A 15,230-nucleotide genomic window follows, 5' to 3' on the forward strand; every position below is an offset into this window, starting at 1 on the left:
CCCGCTAATCGCGGGCTCTTTTTTTTGTGCAGGAGGGGCATTACGCCCCGCTGCCTGCGATCAGCAGGCCCCAAAACCAATTCGCGGCGACGATCAGGCGCCGCACACCTTGTAGGATTCATCCTTGATGAATCCCGTTAGTGGTTAAACGGGGTCTTTTTATTTGCCGTCGTCCCGGCACGCGGCGAGCTTGCCGGGCGCATGAGCAAGACGATCTGGACCAACCACGGCTTCCGCCCCGAGGCCCTCGACCTGTTCAAGCAGGAACTCGCGGCCGGCGGACACCGGCTCGTCCATTCCCCGAAATCCTCGGCCTCGGTGCTGGCCGCAGGAGCGTCGGACCCGACGATGGCGGAAGCCGACGTCGCCTTCGGCCAGCCGGATGTCGCCGACACCATGCGGCTGGCGAAGCTGCGCTACGTGGCGCTGACCACCGCCGGCTACACGCGCTACGACACGCCGGAATTCCGCGCGGCCATGACCAGCCGCGGCACGCTGGTGACCAGTTCCTCGCAGGTGTTCGCCGACCCGTGCGCCCAGCAGATGCTCGCCGCCATGCTCGCGCTCGCCCGCAACCTGCCGGCGCAGCTGCGCAACCAGGACGGCCCGCGCGAGTGGCGGTACCTGGAGGACCGCTTCACCGCCACCGTGCTCACCGGCCAGAGCGTGCTGCTCCTCGGCTTCGGCGCCATCGGCCGGCGCCTGGCCGACCTGCTCGCGCCGTTCGGCGGCCAGGTGACGGCTTACCGCCGCACGCCGCGCGGCGACGAGGGCGTCAAAATTGTGACCGATGCCGGCCTGTCCGCCGCGCTCGCGGCGGCCGACCACGTCGTGAACCTGCTGCCGGACTCACCGGCGACAAAGCTGCTCATGAACGCGGCGCGTTTCGCCGCCATGAAGCACGGGGCGCGCTTCTACAACGTCGGTCGCGGCACCACGGTGGACCAGGACGCGCTCATCGCCGCGCTCAAATCCGGCCAGGTCGGCGCGGCCTACCTCGACGTGATGGAGCCCGAGCCGCTGCCCCCGGCACATCCGCTATGGTCGGCGCCGAACTGTTTCATCACCTGCCATCTCGGCGGCGGCACCGGCGACCAGGACGTGAAGCTCGTCCGTCAGTTCCTGGAAAACCTCCGCCGTTTTGAGAAAAACGAACTGCTGATCGACCAGATTATTTGAGGAGAGAACATATATGAATAGCACTCGTTGGGATGAGACTTGGCATAGGCTTAGAGATTGGACGAATGGACAGACTCCCTCCGAAAGACTTTCGGCTCAGATATTATTACACGAAGGATTTACCTCCTTAGAGCCAAGCCATCCACTTGGTGGACCCGATGGCGGGAAAGATGCAGTGTGCCTCAAGGACGGAAATCGTTGGATTATGGCTGTCTACTTCCCGCGAGGTCAGGGTCAGTTCACTGCAATTCAGAAGAAATTTTCTGCCGATGTCGCGAGTGCAAATGCACACAGCCCATGCGGAATTGCTTTTGTCACCAATCAAGAACTCACCTTGGGTGAAAGAAAGTCTCTCATCGAATCTGCAAACCCTCTCGTAGTCGGACTCTACCACCTTGAGCGTATAACGGCCATTTTGGACAGTCCGCCAATGGGTGATGTCAGGAAGCAATTTCTCGGTATTGAATCTGAGGAACGTCCAGAAATTTCGCTTGGTGGGCAAGGTGGGCTAGCGCCCGGAGCTGGTGGTGGTGGCGGGGGTGCATTGGGCACAGGGTCCAAAGGCGGAGATGGAGGGCCAGGTGGGAAAATAATAATTCAGGGAAGTTCCGGGCTAGCGCCGGGTGCCGGAGGAGGTGGTGGGGGGATAGTCGGAGATAATAAAAAAGCAGGGGCAGGCGGAGGCGGAGGTGATCAGGTGCATCTTACTATAGAGCCTGAAGAGTTTGACGAACTTCGGCGTGCAGGTTTTGAACGGGCCGAAATTCGCGTTGGGAAAGGAGGGCGCGATGGAGGACCTGGTGAAGATTCCATTGTGAATTTTGTTACGGCCGATGGCAGGATATTGAAGTCAATTGTTGCCAGGGGAGGTCAACCCGGTGGGGCCGGCGCGCAGGAGATATCAAGTCGGGTGGCCACAAAATCAGACATTGAGTCTGGTCTGCGTGTTACGACGTTGACGCTTGCTGACTGTGTGCACCTCAAGAACGGTTTACATTATCTTCTAGGAGCAGGTTGGGATAACTATGGATTTCCCACCATTCCGTTCATGGCTAACTGGCCGTTGGCGTGCTCCATCGATACTGGTTCAATTGAGCCAGGCTCATCCCTATCTTTGAGTGTTCTAGTTAAAGATCCAACGGGGTTTCAGGTGGTAGAAAAACCTTTCACAGTGATTTGCACTAAGGGACCTGTATCTAGGCCTAATCATGTTATCCCTCTTTCTTTTACTGGGTCTCAAGCCGGTGTTTGGTCTATAGAAGTTGTTTCGGGTGAAATCGCCTTGGGAAAGCTCTCGATTGAAATCAAGGGCCCCAAGTCGGATTCGGATTGATGCGGAGCACTGAGATGCCCGGGGATCGCATCACTGCTTATAGACCGTGCCGGCCTTCATGACGAAGGTGACGTTCGTCATGAGCTTGATGTCGGCGAGCGGGTCGCCCGGGACGGCGACGAGGTCGGCGAACTTGCCGGCCTCGACCGTGCCGAGGTCCTTGTCCACGCCGAGCAGCTTCGACGCCTCGAGCGTGGAGGTCTTGATGGCGTCCATCGGCTTCATCCCGGCGTTGACCATGTAGATGAATTCCTTGGCGTTCTCGCCGTGCGGGGCGACGCCCTGGTCGGTGCCGAAGGCGATCTTCACGCCGGCCTGGTAGGCGCGCTGGAAGGTGGCCGTCATCGCCGGGCCGACGAGCATCGCCTTGGCCGCCACACTGGGCGGGAGGAAGCCTGGGACCTTGGCCTTCTCCATCACGTAGTTGCCCGCGCTGAGCGTGGGGACGTAGTAGGTGCCGTGTTCCTTCATGAGGGCGACGATCTCGTCGGTCATGAACGTGCCGTGTTCGATCGAGTCCACGCCGGCGAGGATAGCGCGTTTCATGCCCTCGGAGCCGTGGGCATGGACCGCCACCTTCAGGCCGTATTCGTGCGCCGTCTCGACGACGGCCTTGACCTCCTCGCTGGTCATCTGCGCGCCCTGCGCGCTGTCGCCGAGGCTGAGCACGCCGCCGGTCGTCATGATCTTGATCAGGTCGGCGCCGTGCTTGACGTGGTTGCGCACCGCGGCGCGCGCGCCGTCGGCCCCGTTGAAGATCTCCGGCTCGGGAAACAGGTTGATGACCTGGTCGCTGTAACCGTTGGTGCCGTCGGCATGGCTGCCGGTCGTCCCGATGGCCGGGCCGGCCGTGTAGACACGCGGGCCGTCGACCCAGCCGGCGGCGATGGCCTTGCGCAGCGCGCGGGTGGAGTAGTTGTTGTCGCCGAGGTTGCGCACGGTGGTGAAGCCGGCGAGCAGGGTCTTTTTCGCGTAGAAGGCGGCGCGCAGGGCATAGTCGCCCGGGTTGAGATAAAAGCCCTCGGTGTAGGTGGTGGGCGATTGCTGGCCGTCGAGGTGGACGTGCATGTCCATCAGGCCGGGCATGACGGTGGCGTTCTTCAGATCGATGAGGGTGTCGCCCGCGGCCGGCGCAGTGTAGCCGTCGGCAATGCCGGTGATGCGGTCGCCGTCGACGGTGATGGTCACGGCCTTGCGGGCGGTGTCGGCGCGGCCGTCGATGAGCGAGCCGGCGTGGATGAGGGTCTTGGCGGGGGCGAGGGCGGCCGCGAACAGGGCGGCAGCCGTGATGATGAGGCGGCAGGGGAGGCGCATGGAGCCTTTTTGAAGGGGCGTTTTGACCCGCGCAACCGCCAAGTCACCGCAACGTAACGCCATTGGCCGATATTGGCTGGCGCCCGCCGGGTTCAGTGGGCTAGTTTCGCGGGTGCATCCAATCCCCCGGCCCGGCCGTATTTTTGCTGGAATAACCCCGCTTCCCGGCCGCTCTCACCCGCCACCAGTTTATCCCCACTTTTGACTTTCAGTCCATGCCCCCGGCCCGTTGCCGCGTGGTGTCGGAATGAAGAAACAGAACCCAAAATCCAGCATCACATGAACAAATCCTACAAAACGATCATCACGGCCGCGGCCATCGCGGGACTTTACATGGGCGGCCTCGCCGCCAAGTCCTACGCGGGCGACGCCGGTTCGACGGCCCCGGCCGGCGAAAAAGCCAAGGACAGCTGCAAGGGCAAGGACAGCTGTAAAGGCAAGGACAGCTGTAAAGGCAAGGACGGCTGCAAGGGCAAGGACGGTTGCAAGGCCCATGACTGCAAGGGCAAGAACGACTGCAAGGGCAAGGGTGGCTGCAAGACCGCCGACCACTCCTGCAAGGGCAAGAACGACTGCAAGGGCAAGGGCGGTTGCAAGGCCGAGACGGGGGACAAGAAGGACGAGCCCAAGAAGGGCTGAGGGTCCGCTAGTTGACCTTTCCACGGGGAGGCCGGGCGTCCGCCCGGTCTCCCTTCTTGTCTCCGCCCTCTTCCGGGTGTTGGCTGCCGGGTGACGGGGCCGCGCCCTCCGTCCGAACGTTCCGCATCATGCCCGCCAACAAATTCAACGGCTACACCGACTACGGCATCGGCATCGGCCTGCGCATCCCGCACTACGACCACATCCTGAGCCGCAAGCCCACGGTCGACTGGTTCGAGATCATCTCCGAAAACTTCATGGTCGACGGCGGCCGGCCGCTCGAGGTGCTCGAGCAGATCCTGGCCCAATACCGCGTCGTCCAGCACGGCGTCGCCATGTATTTCGGCGCCGCCGACGGCCCGAACAGGGATTACCTCCGCCGCCTCAAGGCGCTCACGACGCGCACGAAGACCCCCTGGCTTTCCGACCACCTCTGCTGGGGCAGCGTCGACGGCACCTATTCGCACGACCTGCTGCCCATGCCCTACACCCACGCCGCGGCGAAGCAGACCGCGGCCAACATCCGCCGGGTGCGCGACTACCTCGAGCTCCCGATCGCGGTCGAGAATGTCAGCTCCTACACCGAGTTCCACGTCTCCGAGATGACCGAGTGGGAGTTCCTCGCCGAGGTCGTCGAGCTGGCCGACTGCGGAATCCTGCTCGACGTGAACAATATCTACGTCTCGGCCAAGAACCACGGCTTCGACCCCTACGCCTACCTCAACGAGATCCCGCACCACCGCGTCGCGCAGATGCACATCGCCGGGCACACCAAGTTCGAGAAATACATCCTCGATACGCACGACCACCCGGTGCTCGACCCGGTCTGGAAGCTCTACGCCCACGCCACGAAGCTCTGCGGCGTCACCGCCACGCTGCTCGAGTGGGACGACAAGATCCCCTCGTTTGACGAGGTCCACGACGAGGCCCTGAAGGCCCATGAATACATCGCGCAGGCCCGGGCCGCGAAAATCCCCGCCCCGCGTGAAACGGTTCGCTCCCGCCCGCGTTGAAGGCTTCACCCTGTCATTCTGAACGCAGTGAAGAATCCAGCAGGACGACCGCCGGCGCATGTTATTTTGGATTCTTCGCTTCAGCCTTCGCCAAGCCTACGGCTGACAAGGGCGCTCAGAATGACGGTTTCAAAGAATGCCCGCTAAATTAAAACGCTTCGCTCCGGCGAAAGTCCATTCCACTACCGACCTCGCCGACCTCCAGCGCGCCATGTGGCGCGTCATCTCGCGGCCGCTGACGGCGGACAACCAGATGCAACAACGCTGGACCGACGGCCGGCCGACGAGCGCCGTGGCCGCGCAGATCGCCAAGCCCAACGACCGGCTGACCTCCTTCGAGCGGCTCGAGATCTACAACCGCATGTATTGGTTCCGGATTCTCGACAGCCTCTATGACGACTGCCCGGGCCTGCGCGCGGTGCTGGGCGACAAGAAGTTCATCACTCTCGCCGAGGCCTATCTCGTAAAATACCCGTCCGCCTCCTTCACGTTGCGCAACCTGCCCAGCCGGCTGGCGCACTTCATCAAGGCGGAGCCGCGCTACACCCGGCCCCACACCGCGCTGTGCCACGACCTCGCCCGCTTCGAGTGGGCGCGCGTCGTCGTCTTCGACACCGCCTCGCAGCCGGTCTTCACGGTCAACGACCTGCTCGACGTGCCGGCGGCCAGGCAGGGTAGGCTGAAGCTCGCGCTGCAGCCCTACCTGCAGCTGCTGCAGCTGGACCACCCGGTGGACGATTTCCTCCTCGCGATCAAGCGCGAGGCCGAGCTGTTGCGCGGCGACGCCAGCAACGCCCCGTCGGCGCGGCGGAAATTGCGCAAAAACAAGGCCGCCCTGCCGGCGCGCGCCCTCACCCACGTGGCCGTGCACCGGTTGAACGGGCAGATCTACTTCAAAAAGCTCGAGCCGGCGGCCTACCGCATCCTCACCGCCCTGCGCCGGGGAAAAACGCTCGAGCAGGCGCTCGCCACGGGCATCCCCCGGACGAAGCAAGCCCGCGCCGACTGGGCCCCGCGGGTCCAGGGCTGGTTCCGCAGCTGGATGGAGCTCCGCTGGCTGTGCCGCCGGGAATAACAGACCGGCATCCAGTTTCTGTCATTCTGAGCAAAGCGAAGAATCCATTTCCGTGCACTCGCCCTGATGGATCCTTCGCTTCGCTCAGGATGACCCGAGAACGAATACGATGGAATAACCGCCGGATCTTAACCTCCCACCAACCATGCAACTCCGCTCCCTGCTCGCCAAGTTCGATGGCCTCGCTGCGTTCCTCCAATCGCCGCTGCTGCTGGTCATCCGCCTCTATTGGGGCATCTCCTTCGCCCAGACCGGCTGGGGCAAGCTCATGAACCTGGATCGGACCACCGAATTCTTCACCAGCCTCCACCTGCCGATGCCGCGCCTCAACGCCATCGCGGCCGGTTCGACCGAGTGCTTCGGCGGGGTGCTGCTGGCCCTCGGGCTGTTCGCGCGGCCCGCGGCGGTGCCGCTGACCTTCTGCATGATCGTGGCCTACGCCACCGCGGACAAGGAGGCCCTGCTGGGGATCTTCAGCGCCCCGGACAAATTCCTCGGCGCCGACCCGTTCCTGTTCCTCTTCGCCGCGCTCCTCGTGCTCGCGTTCGGCCCGGGCAAGCTGTCGCTCGACGCGCTGCTCGCCCGCAAGACTGCGGCCAAATAGGCCGCCGCCTCAGCCCTTCGGCGGCGGGTTGAAGAGGTCCTCGTAGGCGAAAAGCGTGGCCCCGATCATCAGAGGGAGCGTCACCAACACGCCGATGAACAGCCCGATGAGGCCGAGCAGCGTGAGAATGGCGCCGAAAAATACCGTGATGAACACCCGGAACCATTGCCGGGTGACGACCCGGCGGCTGACCTCCATGGCGGTCCACGGACCCAGCCCCTTGTCGATCACCAGCACGAAGGTGAAGACCCAGGCGATGCTGATGTAGAGCAGGGGGATGATGCCCAGAAACACGAAGCTGAACGAAAGGCCCGTGAAGTCGGGTCGGGCATGGCCGCCGGCCAGCGCCGCCTTCACGAAGACGAGGAAGACCGGGCCGAAAAACGGCATCAGCACGGTGATGATCAACACCGCCGACAGCAGGCTGGCCAGCATCAGGGGCACGAACGCCCGGCTGAATCCGGCGAAGGCGTCGCCGATCTCCCGGGGCTCGCTGCGGATTTTGCCCAGGTAGTAGTAATACAGACCGCCATAGAACACCCCGTTGAGGAACAGGCCCGCGAACATGCCCAGCAGCGGGATGAAACCGATGACCATTTGGATCAGCATGATCATCAGCGTCACGCCCACGAGCGGAAGGAAGTTGGACTTCCAAAGCTCGAAGCTGCGGCCAAGGCAGTCAAACGGGTCGATGAGCCGGGCGCGGGCCGAGTAGGCCGCCGCGATTTCCCCGATGGTGCCGGTCGGCGGCGTGGCGACGGAGTCGGCCGCACTGCCGGGCGCCTGGGTCGGAACGACTGCGGCCGGGGGCGTCGCGGCGCCGGGCGCGGGAGCGAACTCGGCAAAGTCCCCGAGGGTCTTCCACTCGGATTCGCCGTCGCGCCGGGCCTTGGTCAGCAGGTTGGCCCGGCCGCCGTTGATCCACTCGTGGATTTTGGCCGTCGCCACCGGCCCGTATTCCTTTCCGTCCGCCCCGAGAATGGTGAACATAGTGGCCGCAGTCTGGCCGCGTACGGGGCGAGGTCAACGTCGCTATCCGCCTTCGCGCGCGGGATGCCCTGTTTGGGTAGGGCGGGTCGTCCCGACGAGCCGCGCCACCGGCTGGCAAGCCGCGGCTCATCCGGAGGACTCGCCCTACCGGCCCTCATTCCTCGCCGGATTTCTCGCGGACGCGCTGGCGGAGGCTCTTGGTGAGTTTCTTGTGGTGGGACTTGTGCTGCTGCTGGGCGGCGCGGTCGACGCGCCGGACCTCATGGGCGGTGGCCCGGCCCAGGCGCAGGTAGCTCTGCCAGCGGGCCGGGTCGAGGGTGCCGTCGGCCAGCGCCGCCTGCACGGCGCAGCCGGGCTCGACCGTGTGGGTGCAGTCGCGGAACCGGCATCGCGCCGTGAGCGCGGCCACGTCGCCAAAGGCGGCATCGACGCCCGCCGCGGCGTCCCACGGCTGGAGTTCGCGCATGCCGGGCGTGTCGATCACGATGAAACCGTCCGACGCGACGAGCAGCTCGCGCTGGGTGGTCGTGTGCCGGCCTTTGCCGTCGACGTCGCGCACATCCCCGGTGTCCTGCAAATTTTCGCCGACAAGCCGGTTGATCAGGGTGGACTTGCCGACGCCGGACGAGCCGAGCAGGGCGACAGTGGCGCCGGGCGTGAGGTAGGGCGCGAGGGCTTTCAGTCCGCGGCGCGTCTTGGCGCTGACGACGAACACCGGCACGTCCGGGGCCACCGTGGCGATCTCGGCGGGCACGGCCGTCGCTTCATCCTCGGCGAGATCGGCCTTGTTGAGCAAAATCACGGGCCGGGCGCCGCTCGCCCACGCGGCGGCGAGGTAGCGCTCCAGGCGGTGCAGGTGGTAGTTGCCGTCGAGCGCGCTGACGAGGAACACCGTGTCGACGTTGGCGGCGACGACCTGTTCGATCTCCTCCAGGCCGGCGGCCTGGCGGGAGAACTTTGTGCGGCGCGGCAGCACGGCGTGGATGTGGACGCGGGTTTCCTCACCCTCCTGCGGCGTCACGGCCACCCAGTCGCCGATGGCGGGAAAGTCGGCCTGGGCCCGGGCCGTGTTGATGAATTTGCCCGAGCAGGCGCCGAGCTTGGCGCCGAACTCGCCCGTGACCTCGTAGTAGCCCTTGAGTTCGAGGGTCACGCGCCCGGGCAGGCAACCCTCGGCCGCGTGGGGCGCGAAGGCCCGGGCGAAGTGGTCGTTCCAACCGAGGGCGGCGAGCGTCATGCCGGGAGCAGCTTGGAGCCTTCCGGGCCGGGGCGCCAGAACAGAGCCGTGCGCCCGACCGAGCCGACGCAGAGGCACGGCGTGTCCGCGGCCATTTTTTCACACAGGAGGGCGCGTTCGTCGCGATCCGCCACCTCGAAGCGCACCTTCACCAGCTCGCGGGTGTCGAGCTGGCGGTTGAGCTCGGTGAAGAGCGCGGGCGTCGGGCCCTGCCGGCCGATCCGGAGCGAGTCGCTGAGCTGCTGGCCGAGGCCGCGCAGCTGGGTTTTCTGGGCGCCGGTGAGAAGGGGGAGTTCATTCATGGTGGAAAGGTGTCCAGGGGCAGCTCGCGCCACTGGCCGGGCGCGAGGTCGCCGAGTTCGAGGGGGCCGAAGCGGGCGCGGTGCAAGGCCATCACCTCCGCGCCCTGGCTGGCAAGCATTCGCCGCACCTGGTGATAGCGGCCCTCGGTCAGCGTCAGCTCGGCCTCGCGCGGCGAAATGATTTTAAGCTCCGCCGGCGCACACGGGGCCTTTTCGTTCTTCAGTTGCAGCGTGCCGCCGGCAAAGAGCGTGACCAGCGCCGGCGTCAGGTCGGCGTTCACGGTGGCGCGGTAGACCTTCGGCACCTTGTGCTTGGGCGACGTCAGCCGGTGGACGAGCGCGCTCTGGTCGGTGAGCAGCAGGAGGCCGCTGGTGTCCTTGTCGAGCCGGCCGATGCTGGTGACCTGCGGGTTGCGCGCGCGCCAGCGCGGGGGCAGCAGCGAGTAGACATTCGGGCCCTCGCGTTCGTCGTGCGAGCAGACGAGGCCGACAGGTTTGTGCACCAGGAGCAACAGGCCGGCGGGGTGGTCGAGCGGTTCGCCGTCCACGCGCACATCGGCCGGGTCGGCCTTGGCGCCGAAATCATCGGTGGCCCGGCCGCGCACGGTCACCCGGCCGGCCTGGATCCAGGCGCGCGCCTCCCGGCGGGAACAGTAACCGAGATTGGCGAGGAGCTGGTCGAGCCGGCGCATGGGGTCTTCATGCGGGACGCGCCGGGGCAGGTCAATAAATGCCCAGTATCCGACAATCCATGCAGGGCCAGCCGGCCAATAAAGCGTTTAATGGTAATGTGCATACGACGGTCTACCCCCATCACGCATTCAAGACCGAGAGCTGGCACCCTGCACCCGCATCGGCTGTCCGTAAACTGGCGCCAGCCACCAGCCGGGTGGGTGACTGGCATTATGCCGGGCTGCCCAAGGCGCCGCGGATCCCGTGGTTTGCCGCGCTGCTTTCCGCCGGGTTGCACGCCCTGCTGCTGTGGGGCGGCGGCGCCCGGCCCGTCCACCGACCGGTGGCGGTGGCGCAGGACCAGTCGATCATCCAGCTGGTGATGCCGCCGCTCGATGAGGATAAGGAGCCGCCGGTCGAGGAACTCGAGAACCAGATGGACCAGGATCCGAGAGTGCAGGTGCCGCGGCTCGCCGACGTGCCCACCACCGTGGAGTTGTCGTCGGTCTTTGTGCAGCCCCTGGAGCTGAGTGTCCCGCTGCAAACCGATCTTAATACCGCGCAGCTCACCAGTATACCGCTGAAGATCGCCCCGGCGGGACAAAGACCCTCCGGGCTCAAGGACATTTTCGATATTTCGCAGCTCGACCACGTGCCGGAACCGATCGTGCAACCCGCCCCGGAATTTCCCTACAGCCTGAAAAAGGATGTCGAGGAGGCCCAGGTGGTCGTGGACTTCGTCGTCGATACCCATGGCGAGACCCGCGACATCCACGTGCTTTCTTCCACGCATCCGGGGTTTGAGCGGACCTCGGTCGATGGCGTGGCCAAGTGGCGCTTCCGGCCAGGCCTCAAGGCGGGCCGCAAGGTCAACACCCGGATGAGGGTGCCGATCCGGTATACCGTGCATGGCACGGACTGAGGGCGCGGCCGGCTTACACCCGGCTGCACGGATTCGATTTCAATCCCGACGGCCCCGGCGGCCAGTTGGCGGACCACGCCATCGGGAAGATTCCCGGCCCAGGCCCTCCGCTGAGAACCCGGGAGACTTGTAACCTAATGGGTTACAAAGGTCGCCTGCTACCAGGCGGAGCGGAAGCCGGCGAGGGCGAGGCGCGGGGTGCCGGTGTTGACGATGCCGTCGGTGCTGCGCCCGGTCTCGACGCGCGCGTTGCCGAGGTTCTCGATGGTGAGAAACACCTCGCCGCGGCCGAGGGAGCAACTGGCGCCCAGGTCGGCGATGACCGCCGTGCCGAGGATAAGCAGGTTCTCGTCGTCCTCGAACTGCCGGCCGATGACGCGGACGCGCGGCGTGAGCGTGAGCCGGCCGGTCCGCCACGACGCGCCGAGCGTGGCGCCATGACGGGGCACCTGGGCCAGGCGCTTGCCGACAAGGGCCGGGGCCAGCGTGGCGCGCCGGACCAGCGCATCGTCGTAGAGATAGGCGACGTCGAACGAGAGCGCCGGAGTGGGACGCCATCCGGCCGTGAGCTCGAGCCCGCGGACGCGCAAGCGGTCGAGGTTGAGCCGCTCGCGGCCCGTGCCGCCCGCCGGGATGAAGCCCACGATGGGGAAAGTGCCCGGCCCGTGGGCGATGGTCACGTTGCCGACGGCGTCGTGCAGCTCGTTCCAGAAAAGCGCGGATCCGAGTGTGAGCGTGCCGTGGGTGTAATCGGCCCCGAGTTCCGTGCTCGTCACGCGCTCGGTCTGCAGGTCGGCGTTGGCCTCGGTGATCACATTGCCGGCGCGGAACGGCCGGTAGAGCTCGTTCAGGGTCGGCCGGCGGAAGGCCTGCTGGGCCGCGGCGCGGACGCGCCAGGCCGGGGCCGGGGTCCAGACCAGCCCGGCGCTCGGGCTGAACTCCAGTCCGTCGCGGTCCGCGTAATGGTCGTCGCGCAACACGGCGCCCGTGGCGCGGTCGGTCTCGCGGCGGTGGCCGTCGGCCTCACGCCAGTCGTCGAGCCGGGCGCCGAGCGTAAGGTGCCAGTCGGGAGCGAGGGCGCGTTCGTGGAGGGCGAACAGCCCGGCGAATTCCTGCGTGCCGCCGGCGACGCGCTGGCGGGTGAAGTCGCCGGCGCTGAAGGTGAAATTTTCCCGGGTCTCGCCGCGCACGCGGCGGAAGTCGACCCCGGCGCTGGTGCGGGCATCGCCGGAATGCGTCCAGCTCCCGGTCCACGCGGCCCCGAGCGCGCTGGCGGGCACCGCGAACTGGTCGCTGGCCGGCGTCTCGGCCGTGCGCGTGGCGTTCACGGAGCTAAACGTGCTGCTGAACGTCTGGTCCTGCGCGTAGGCGAGGGCGGTCCACGAGAAATTCTTGTCCGGCCGGGCCGTGAGCGCGACCGAGCCCAGGTTCTCGCGGGAGGAATTCTGCTGGTAGGGCGTGCCATTGCCGCGGGCCTCGGCGAACGTGCGGCCGGTGACCGTGAGCGTCGCGTTCTCCCCAACCGGCTGGGTCCAGCGGGCGGCCATCCAATGGTGCCGGCTCCAGGCCGCGATGTCCACCGGGCCGCGGTTCTCCGCTGCGACCAGGTTGAAGCCGTCGGTCGCGAAATCACGGCCGCTGAGCTCCAGCGTGCCCGGGCCGGCGGACTGGCTTAGCGCGAGCTCGACGCTGCGGGTCGAGAAATCGCCCGCGGTGGCGGCCAGCCGCCCGCCAGAGGCGGCGGGCGCTTTGTAACCTATCAGGTTGCTTGGTTTTTTTTCGGTCAGCAGCTGCACGACGCCGCCGAGCGCGGCGTTGCCCCACGCGGTGGCGCCGCCGCCGCGGACGAGCTCCGCGCCGGCCAGCGATTCGCGCGGCACCTTGCTCCAGATGACCCAGCCGCCGAAGGGATCGTTGAGCGGCACGCCGTCCAGCAGCACAAGCGACCGGCTGGCGCCGCTGGGTCCGAGCCCGCGCAACGACACGCCCTGCGCGGTCGGGTTGGCGGTCAGGCTGTCACTGCGCCGGAAAAGGCTGAAACCCGGCACGCTCCGCAGCGCACCGTCGAGCGTCACGGCGGGCGTGGCGCGCAGCGTGTCGCCGCCGAGGATCGCCAGTGAGAACGGCACCGCCGCCGCCGGCTGGGCGGCGCGCGCGGCCGTGACGGCGACGGGATCGAGCGTGACGGTCTGCGCGCGGAGCGCCGGCGTCAGAAGGAGGACGGCGAGGTAGCGTGCGGCGGGCTTCACCGGGGCGAACGCCCGGCCTTCACCTGTTCGCGGGTGACGGCCGGGGCGCCGCCGCCGAAGGCCTGGCGGAGGTAGGTGGCGAGATCGGCGGCCTGGGCGTCGTTGAGCGCGGCATCGAAGCCCGGCATGACGTTGGAGTATTTCGGGCGGTCGGCCGGCAGCACGGCCGCAGGACCGAGCAGGATGGAACGGATGAGCGTGGCGGCGCCGCCGCGCACGACGGCGCTGTCGCGCAGCGAGGGCTGGAGATTCGGGACACCTGAGCCGTCGGGCATGTGGCAGCTGGCGCAAAGCATCAGGTAGGTATCCCGGCCCTTGGTGTTCACCGCGACGGCCGGGGTGGCCGGCGTCGCGGCGGCCGGCTGGGCTGCGGCCACGGCGGCCACGGGCGCGGTATCGCCGGTGTAAAAGATGCGCCAGATGCGGCCTTTCTCCGTGTCGCCGACATAGAGCGAGCCGTCGGGACCGACGGCGACGCCGCAGGGACGGAAGCGGGCGTCGCGGGTGGAGGTGAAGTTCGTGCTGCCGGCGAAACCGTCGGCAAAGATCTCGTAATCACCGGTGGGCCGGCCGGCGGCATCGAACGGGATGAAGCAGACGTTGTAGCCGCGCTGGGGGAGGGGCGCGCGGTTCCATGAGCCGTGGAAGGCGAGGAAAATGCCGCCGCGATACTTCGCGGGGAACTGCGCGCCGTCATAGTAGGCCATCTGCAGCGGAGCCCAGTGGGCGGGAAAGGCGATGAGCGGGTCGGGATACCGGCCGGCTTCGGCGCGCTTCCGGCCGTCGCCGCCGAACTCGGGCGAGACCATGCGGGCCTTCTGCAACCCGTCGTAATAGGTGTAGGGCCAGCCGATGTTGAGGCCCTCCTTCAGCTGGTGGAATTCCTCGGCCGGCAGCTCGGCGCCGTCCGCGATGGAATAGTGCTCGGGGTCGACGTCGTGCAGGTTGTCGCGACCGTTCATCGCGAAGAAGGCGGAGTGCGCGACCGGGTTCCACGCGACGGCGACGACGTGGCGGTGGCCGGTGGAGTAGTGGTAGCCGTCGGACTGGTGCTGGCCCGGCTTGGCGGGGTCGAAGCGCCAGAAGCCGCCGTGGATCTTCAGAAAGTCGGTGGCATCGGAGCCCTTGGCGCCGAAACGACGGTCGTTGGCCCCGCCGTAGGAGTTGGAGGGCGAGCCGGTCTCGACGAAGAGCGCGCCGGCGTCGTCGAAGAAAAAGGCCTTCGACTCGTGCTGCCGCTGGTTGGGCAGGTCGACAATGAGGTGCTCGGGCGCGGCGGAGGGCACCAGCTCGCCCGGCGTGTATTTGTAGCGGTAAACGTCCTTGTCGGTGGAGTGGTAGAGCCAGCCGTCGTGGAACATGATGCCGGAGCCGCCGCCCCCGCCGAACTCCTTCACGACGTCGGCGCGGCCGTCACCGTTGGTGTCGCGCAGCGCGAGGATGGGGCCCTGCTTGGTCTTGGCGTAAACGTCGCCGTTGGGTGCGACGGCGAGGAAGCGCAGGGCGCCGACATCTTTGCCGACGACGAGGTTGTCGGCGAACACCACGGCACGGAAGCCGGGGGGCAGCGTGATGCCGCCGTTGTCGGGGTCGGGCGCGGGCAGGGCGCCCGTCTTCGCCGGCGTTTCGGCGCGGCAAGGTGCGATGGCCAGAAGGAGCAGGGCGAGGCCGGTGAGCAAAAGCAGGGGCGGTTTTCTCATG

General features: G+C 66.6%; 14 protein-coding genes. 7 read left to right on the forward strand and 7 right to left on the reverse strand.

Annotation, left to right across the window (positions count from 1 at the left end; all coding sequences use genetic code 11):
- The first annotated feature begins 201 nt into the window (after window positions 1-201).
- Window positions 202-1,179: a D-2-hydroxyacid dehydrogenase gene (locus BLU29_RS08835; protein WP_091056831.1), complete on the forward strand. Its 978-nt coding sequence runs from the start codon at window positions 202-204 to the stop codon at window positions 1,177-1,179.
- A 13-nt stretch (window positions 1,180-1,192) separates the two neighbouring features.
- Window positions 1,193-2,512 (forward strand): hypothetical protein, encoded by a 1,320-nt coding sequence (locus tag BLU29_RS18010; protein ID WP_157693745.1) that lies wholly within the window; start codon window positions 1,193-1,195, stop codon window positions 2,510-2,512.
- Window positions 2,513-2,542: 30 nt separating this feature from the next.
- Here BLU29_RS18010 and BLU29_RS08840 read toward each other — a convergent pair whose 3' ends face one another.
- Window positions 2,543-3,826, reverse strand: coding sequence for an amidohydrolase family protein (locus BLU29_RS08840; RefSeq protein WP_091056834.1), 1,284 nt, complete (start codon window positions 3,824-3,826; stop codon window positions 2,543-2,545).
- A 279-nt stretch (window positions 3,827-4,105) separates the two neighbouring features.
- Between BLU29_RS08840 and BLU29_RS08845 the strand changes: the two genes are divergently transcribed.
- The 4 genes from BLU29_RS08845 to BLU29_RS08860 all read left to right on the forward strand — a co-directional run bounded on the left by BLU29_RS08845 (window position 4,106) and on the right by BLU29_RS08860 (window position 7,157).
- Window positions 4,106-4,465, forward strand: a complete 360-nt coding sequence (locus BLU29_RS08845) for a hypothetical protein (RefSeq protein WP_091056836.1) — start codon at window positions 4,106-4,108, stop codon at window positions 4,463-4,465.
- A 128-nt stretch (window positions 4,466-4,593) separates the two neighbouring features.
- On the forward strand, window positions 4,594-5,478 hold the full coding sequence (locus tag BLU29_RS08850; protein ID WP_091056838.1) for a DUF692 domain-containing protein: 885 nt from the start codon (window positions 4,594-4,596) through the stop codon (window positions 5,476-5,478).
- 136 nt (window positions 5,479-5,614) lie between these two features.
- The gene (locus tag BLU29_RS08855) at window positions 5,615-6,553 is read left to right on the forward strand and encodes a putative DNA-binding domain-containing protein (protein WP_091056841.1); all 939 of its coding nucleotides are present in this window, start codon (window positions 5,615-5,617) and stop codon (window positions 6,551-6,553) included.
- Between the two features lie 145 nt (window positions 6,554-6,698).
- Entirely contained in the window at window positions 6,699-7,157 is a 459-nt protein-coding gene (locus tag BLU29_RS08860; RefSeq protein ID WP_091056843.1) for a DoxX family protein, read from the forward strand.
- 9 nt (window positions 7,158-7,166) lie between these two features.
- On the opposite strand, the gene BLU29_RS08865 is transcribed toward BLU29_RS08860, so the two are convergent.
- From BLU29_RS08865 to BLU29_RS08880, 4 genes are all read right to left on the reverse strand, one after another.
- Window positions 7,167-8,147: a hypothetical protein gene (locus BLU29_RS08865; protein ID WP_091056846.1), complete on the reverse strand. Its 981-nt coding sequence runs from the start codon at window positions 8,145-8,147 to the stop codon at window positions 7,167-7,169.
- A 154-nt stretch (window positions 8,148-8,301) separates the two neighbouring features.
- Window positions 8,302-9,384 carry a ribosome small subunit-dependent GTPase A gene (gene rsgA / locus BLU29_RS08870; protein WP_091056848.1) on the reverse strand — a complete coding sequence of 361 codons (1,083 nt, stop codon included), beginning with the start codon at window positions 9,382-9,384 and terminating at the stop codon, window positions 8,302-8,304.
- The gene (locus tag BLU29_RS08875; RefSeq protein ID WP_091056850.1) at window positions 9,381-9,686 is read right to left on the reverse strand and encodes a YhbY family RNA-binding protein; all 306 of its coding nucleotides are present in this window, start codon (window positions 9,684-9,686) and stop codon (window positions 9,381-9,383) included. Before BLU29_RS08875 ends, rsgA begins: the two co-directional genes overlap by 4 nt.
- Entirely contained in the window at window positions 9,683-10,378 is a 696-nt protein-coding gene (locus BLU29_RS08880) for a pseudouridine synthase (protein ID WP_091056852.1), read from the reverse strand. The genes BLU29_RS08875 and BLU29_RS08880 overlap by 4 nt, the downstream gene beginning before the upstream one ends.
- 197 nt (window positions 10,379-10,575) lie before the next feature.
- Here BLU29_RS08880 and BLU29_RS08885 point away from each other — a divergent pair, with 197 nt between their 5' ends.
- Window positions 10,576-11,280 carry an energy transducer TonB gene (locus tag BLU29_RS08885; RefSeq protein WP_172830239.1) on the forward strand — a complete coding sequence of 235 codons (705 nt, stop codon included), beginning with the start codon at window positions 10,576-10,578 and terminating at the stop codon, window positions 11,278-11,280.
- Between the two features lie 158 nt (window positions 11,281-11,438).
- On the opposite strand, the gene BLU29_RS08890 is transcribed toward BLU29_RS08885, so the two are convergent.
- Window positions 11,439-13,529, reverse strand: coding sequence for a TonB-dependent receptor (locus BLU29_RS08890; protein WP_172830240.1), 2,091 nt, complete (start codon window positions 13,527-13,529; stop codon window positions 11,439-11,441).
- The gene (locus BLU29_RS08895) at window positions 13,526-15,229 is read right to left on the reverse strand and encodes a c-type cytochrome (RefSeq protein ID WP_091056859.1); all 1,704 of its coding nucleotides are present in this window, start codon (window positions 15,227-15,229) and stop codon (window positions 13,526-13,528) included. The genes BLU29_RS08890 and BLU29_RS08895 overlap by 4 nt, the downstream gene beginning before the upstream one ends.
- Window position 15,230 lies beyond the last annotated feature (1 nt).

This window comes from Opitutus sp. GAS368 (assembly GCF_900104925.1).
GTDB lineage: Bacteria > Verrucomicrobiota > Verrucomicrobiia > Opitutales > Opitutaceae > Lacunisphaera.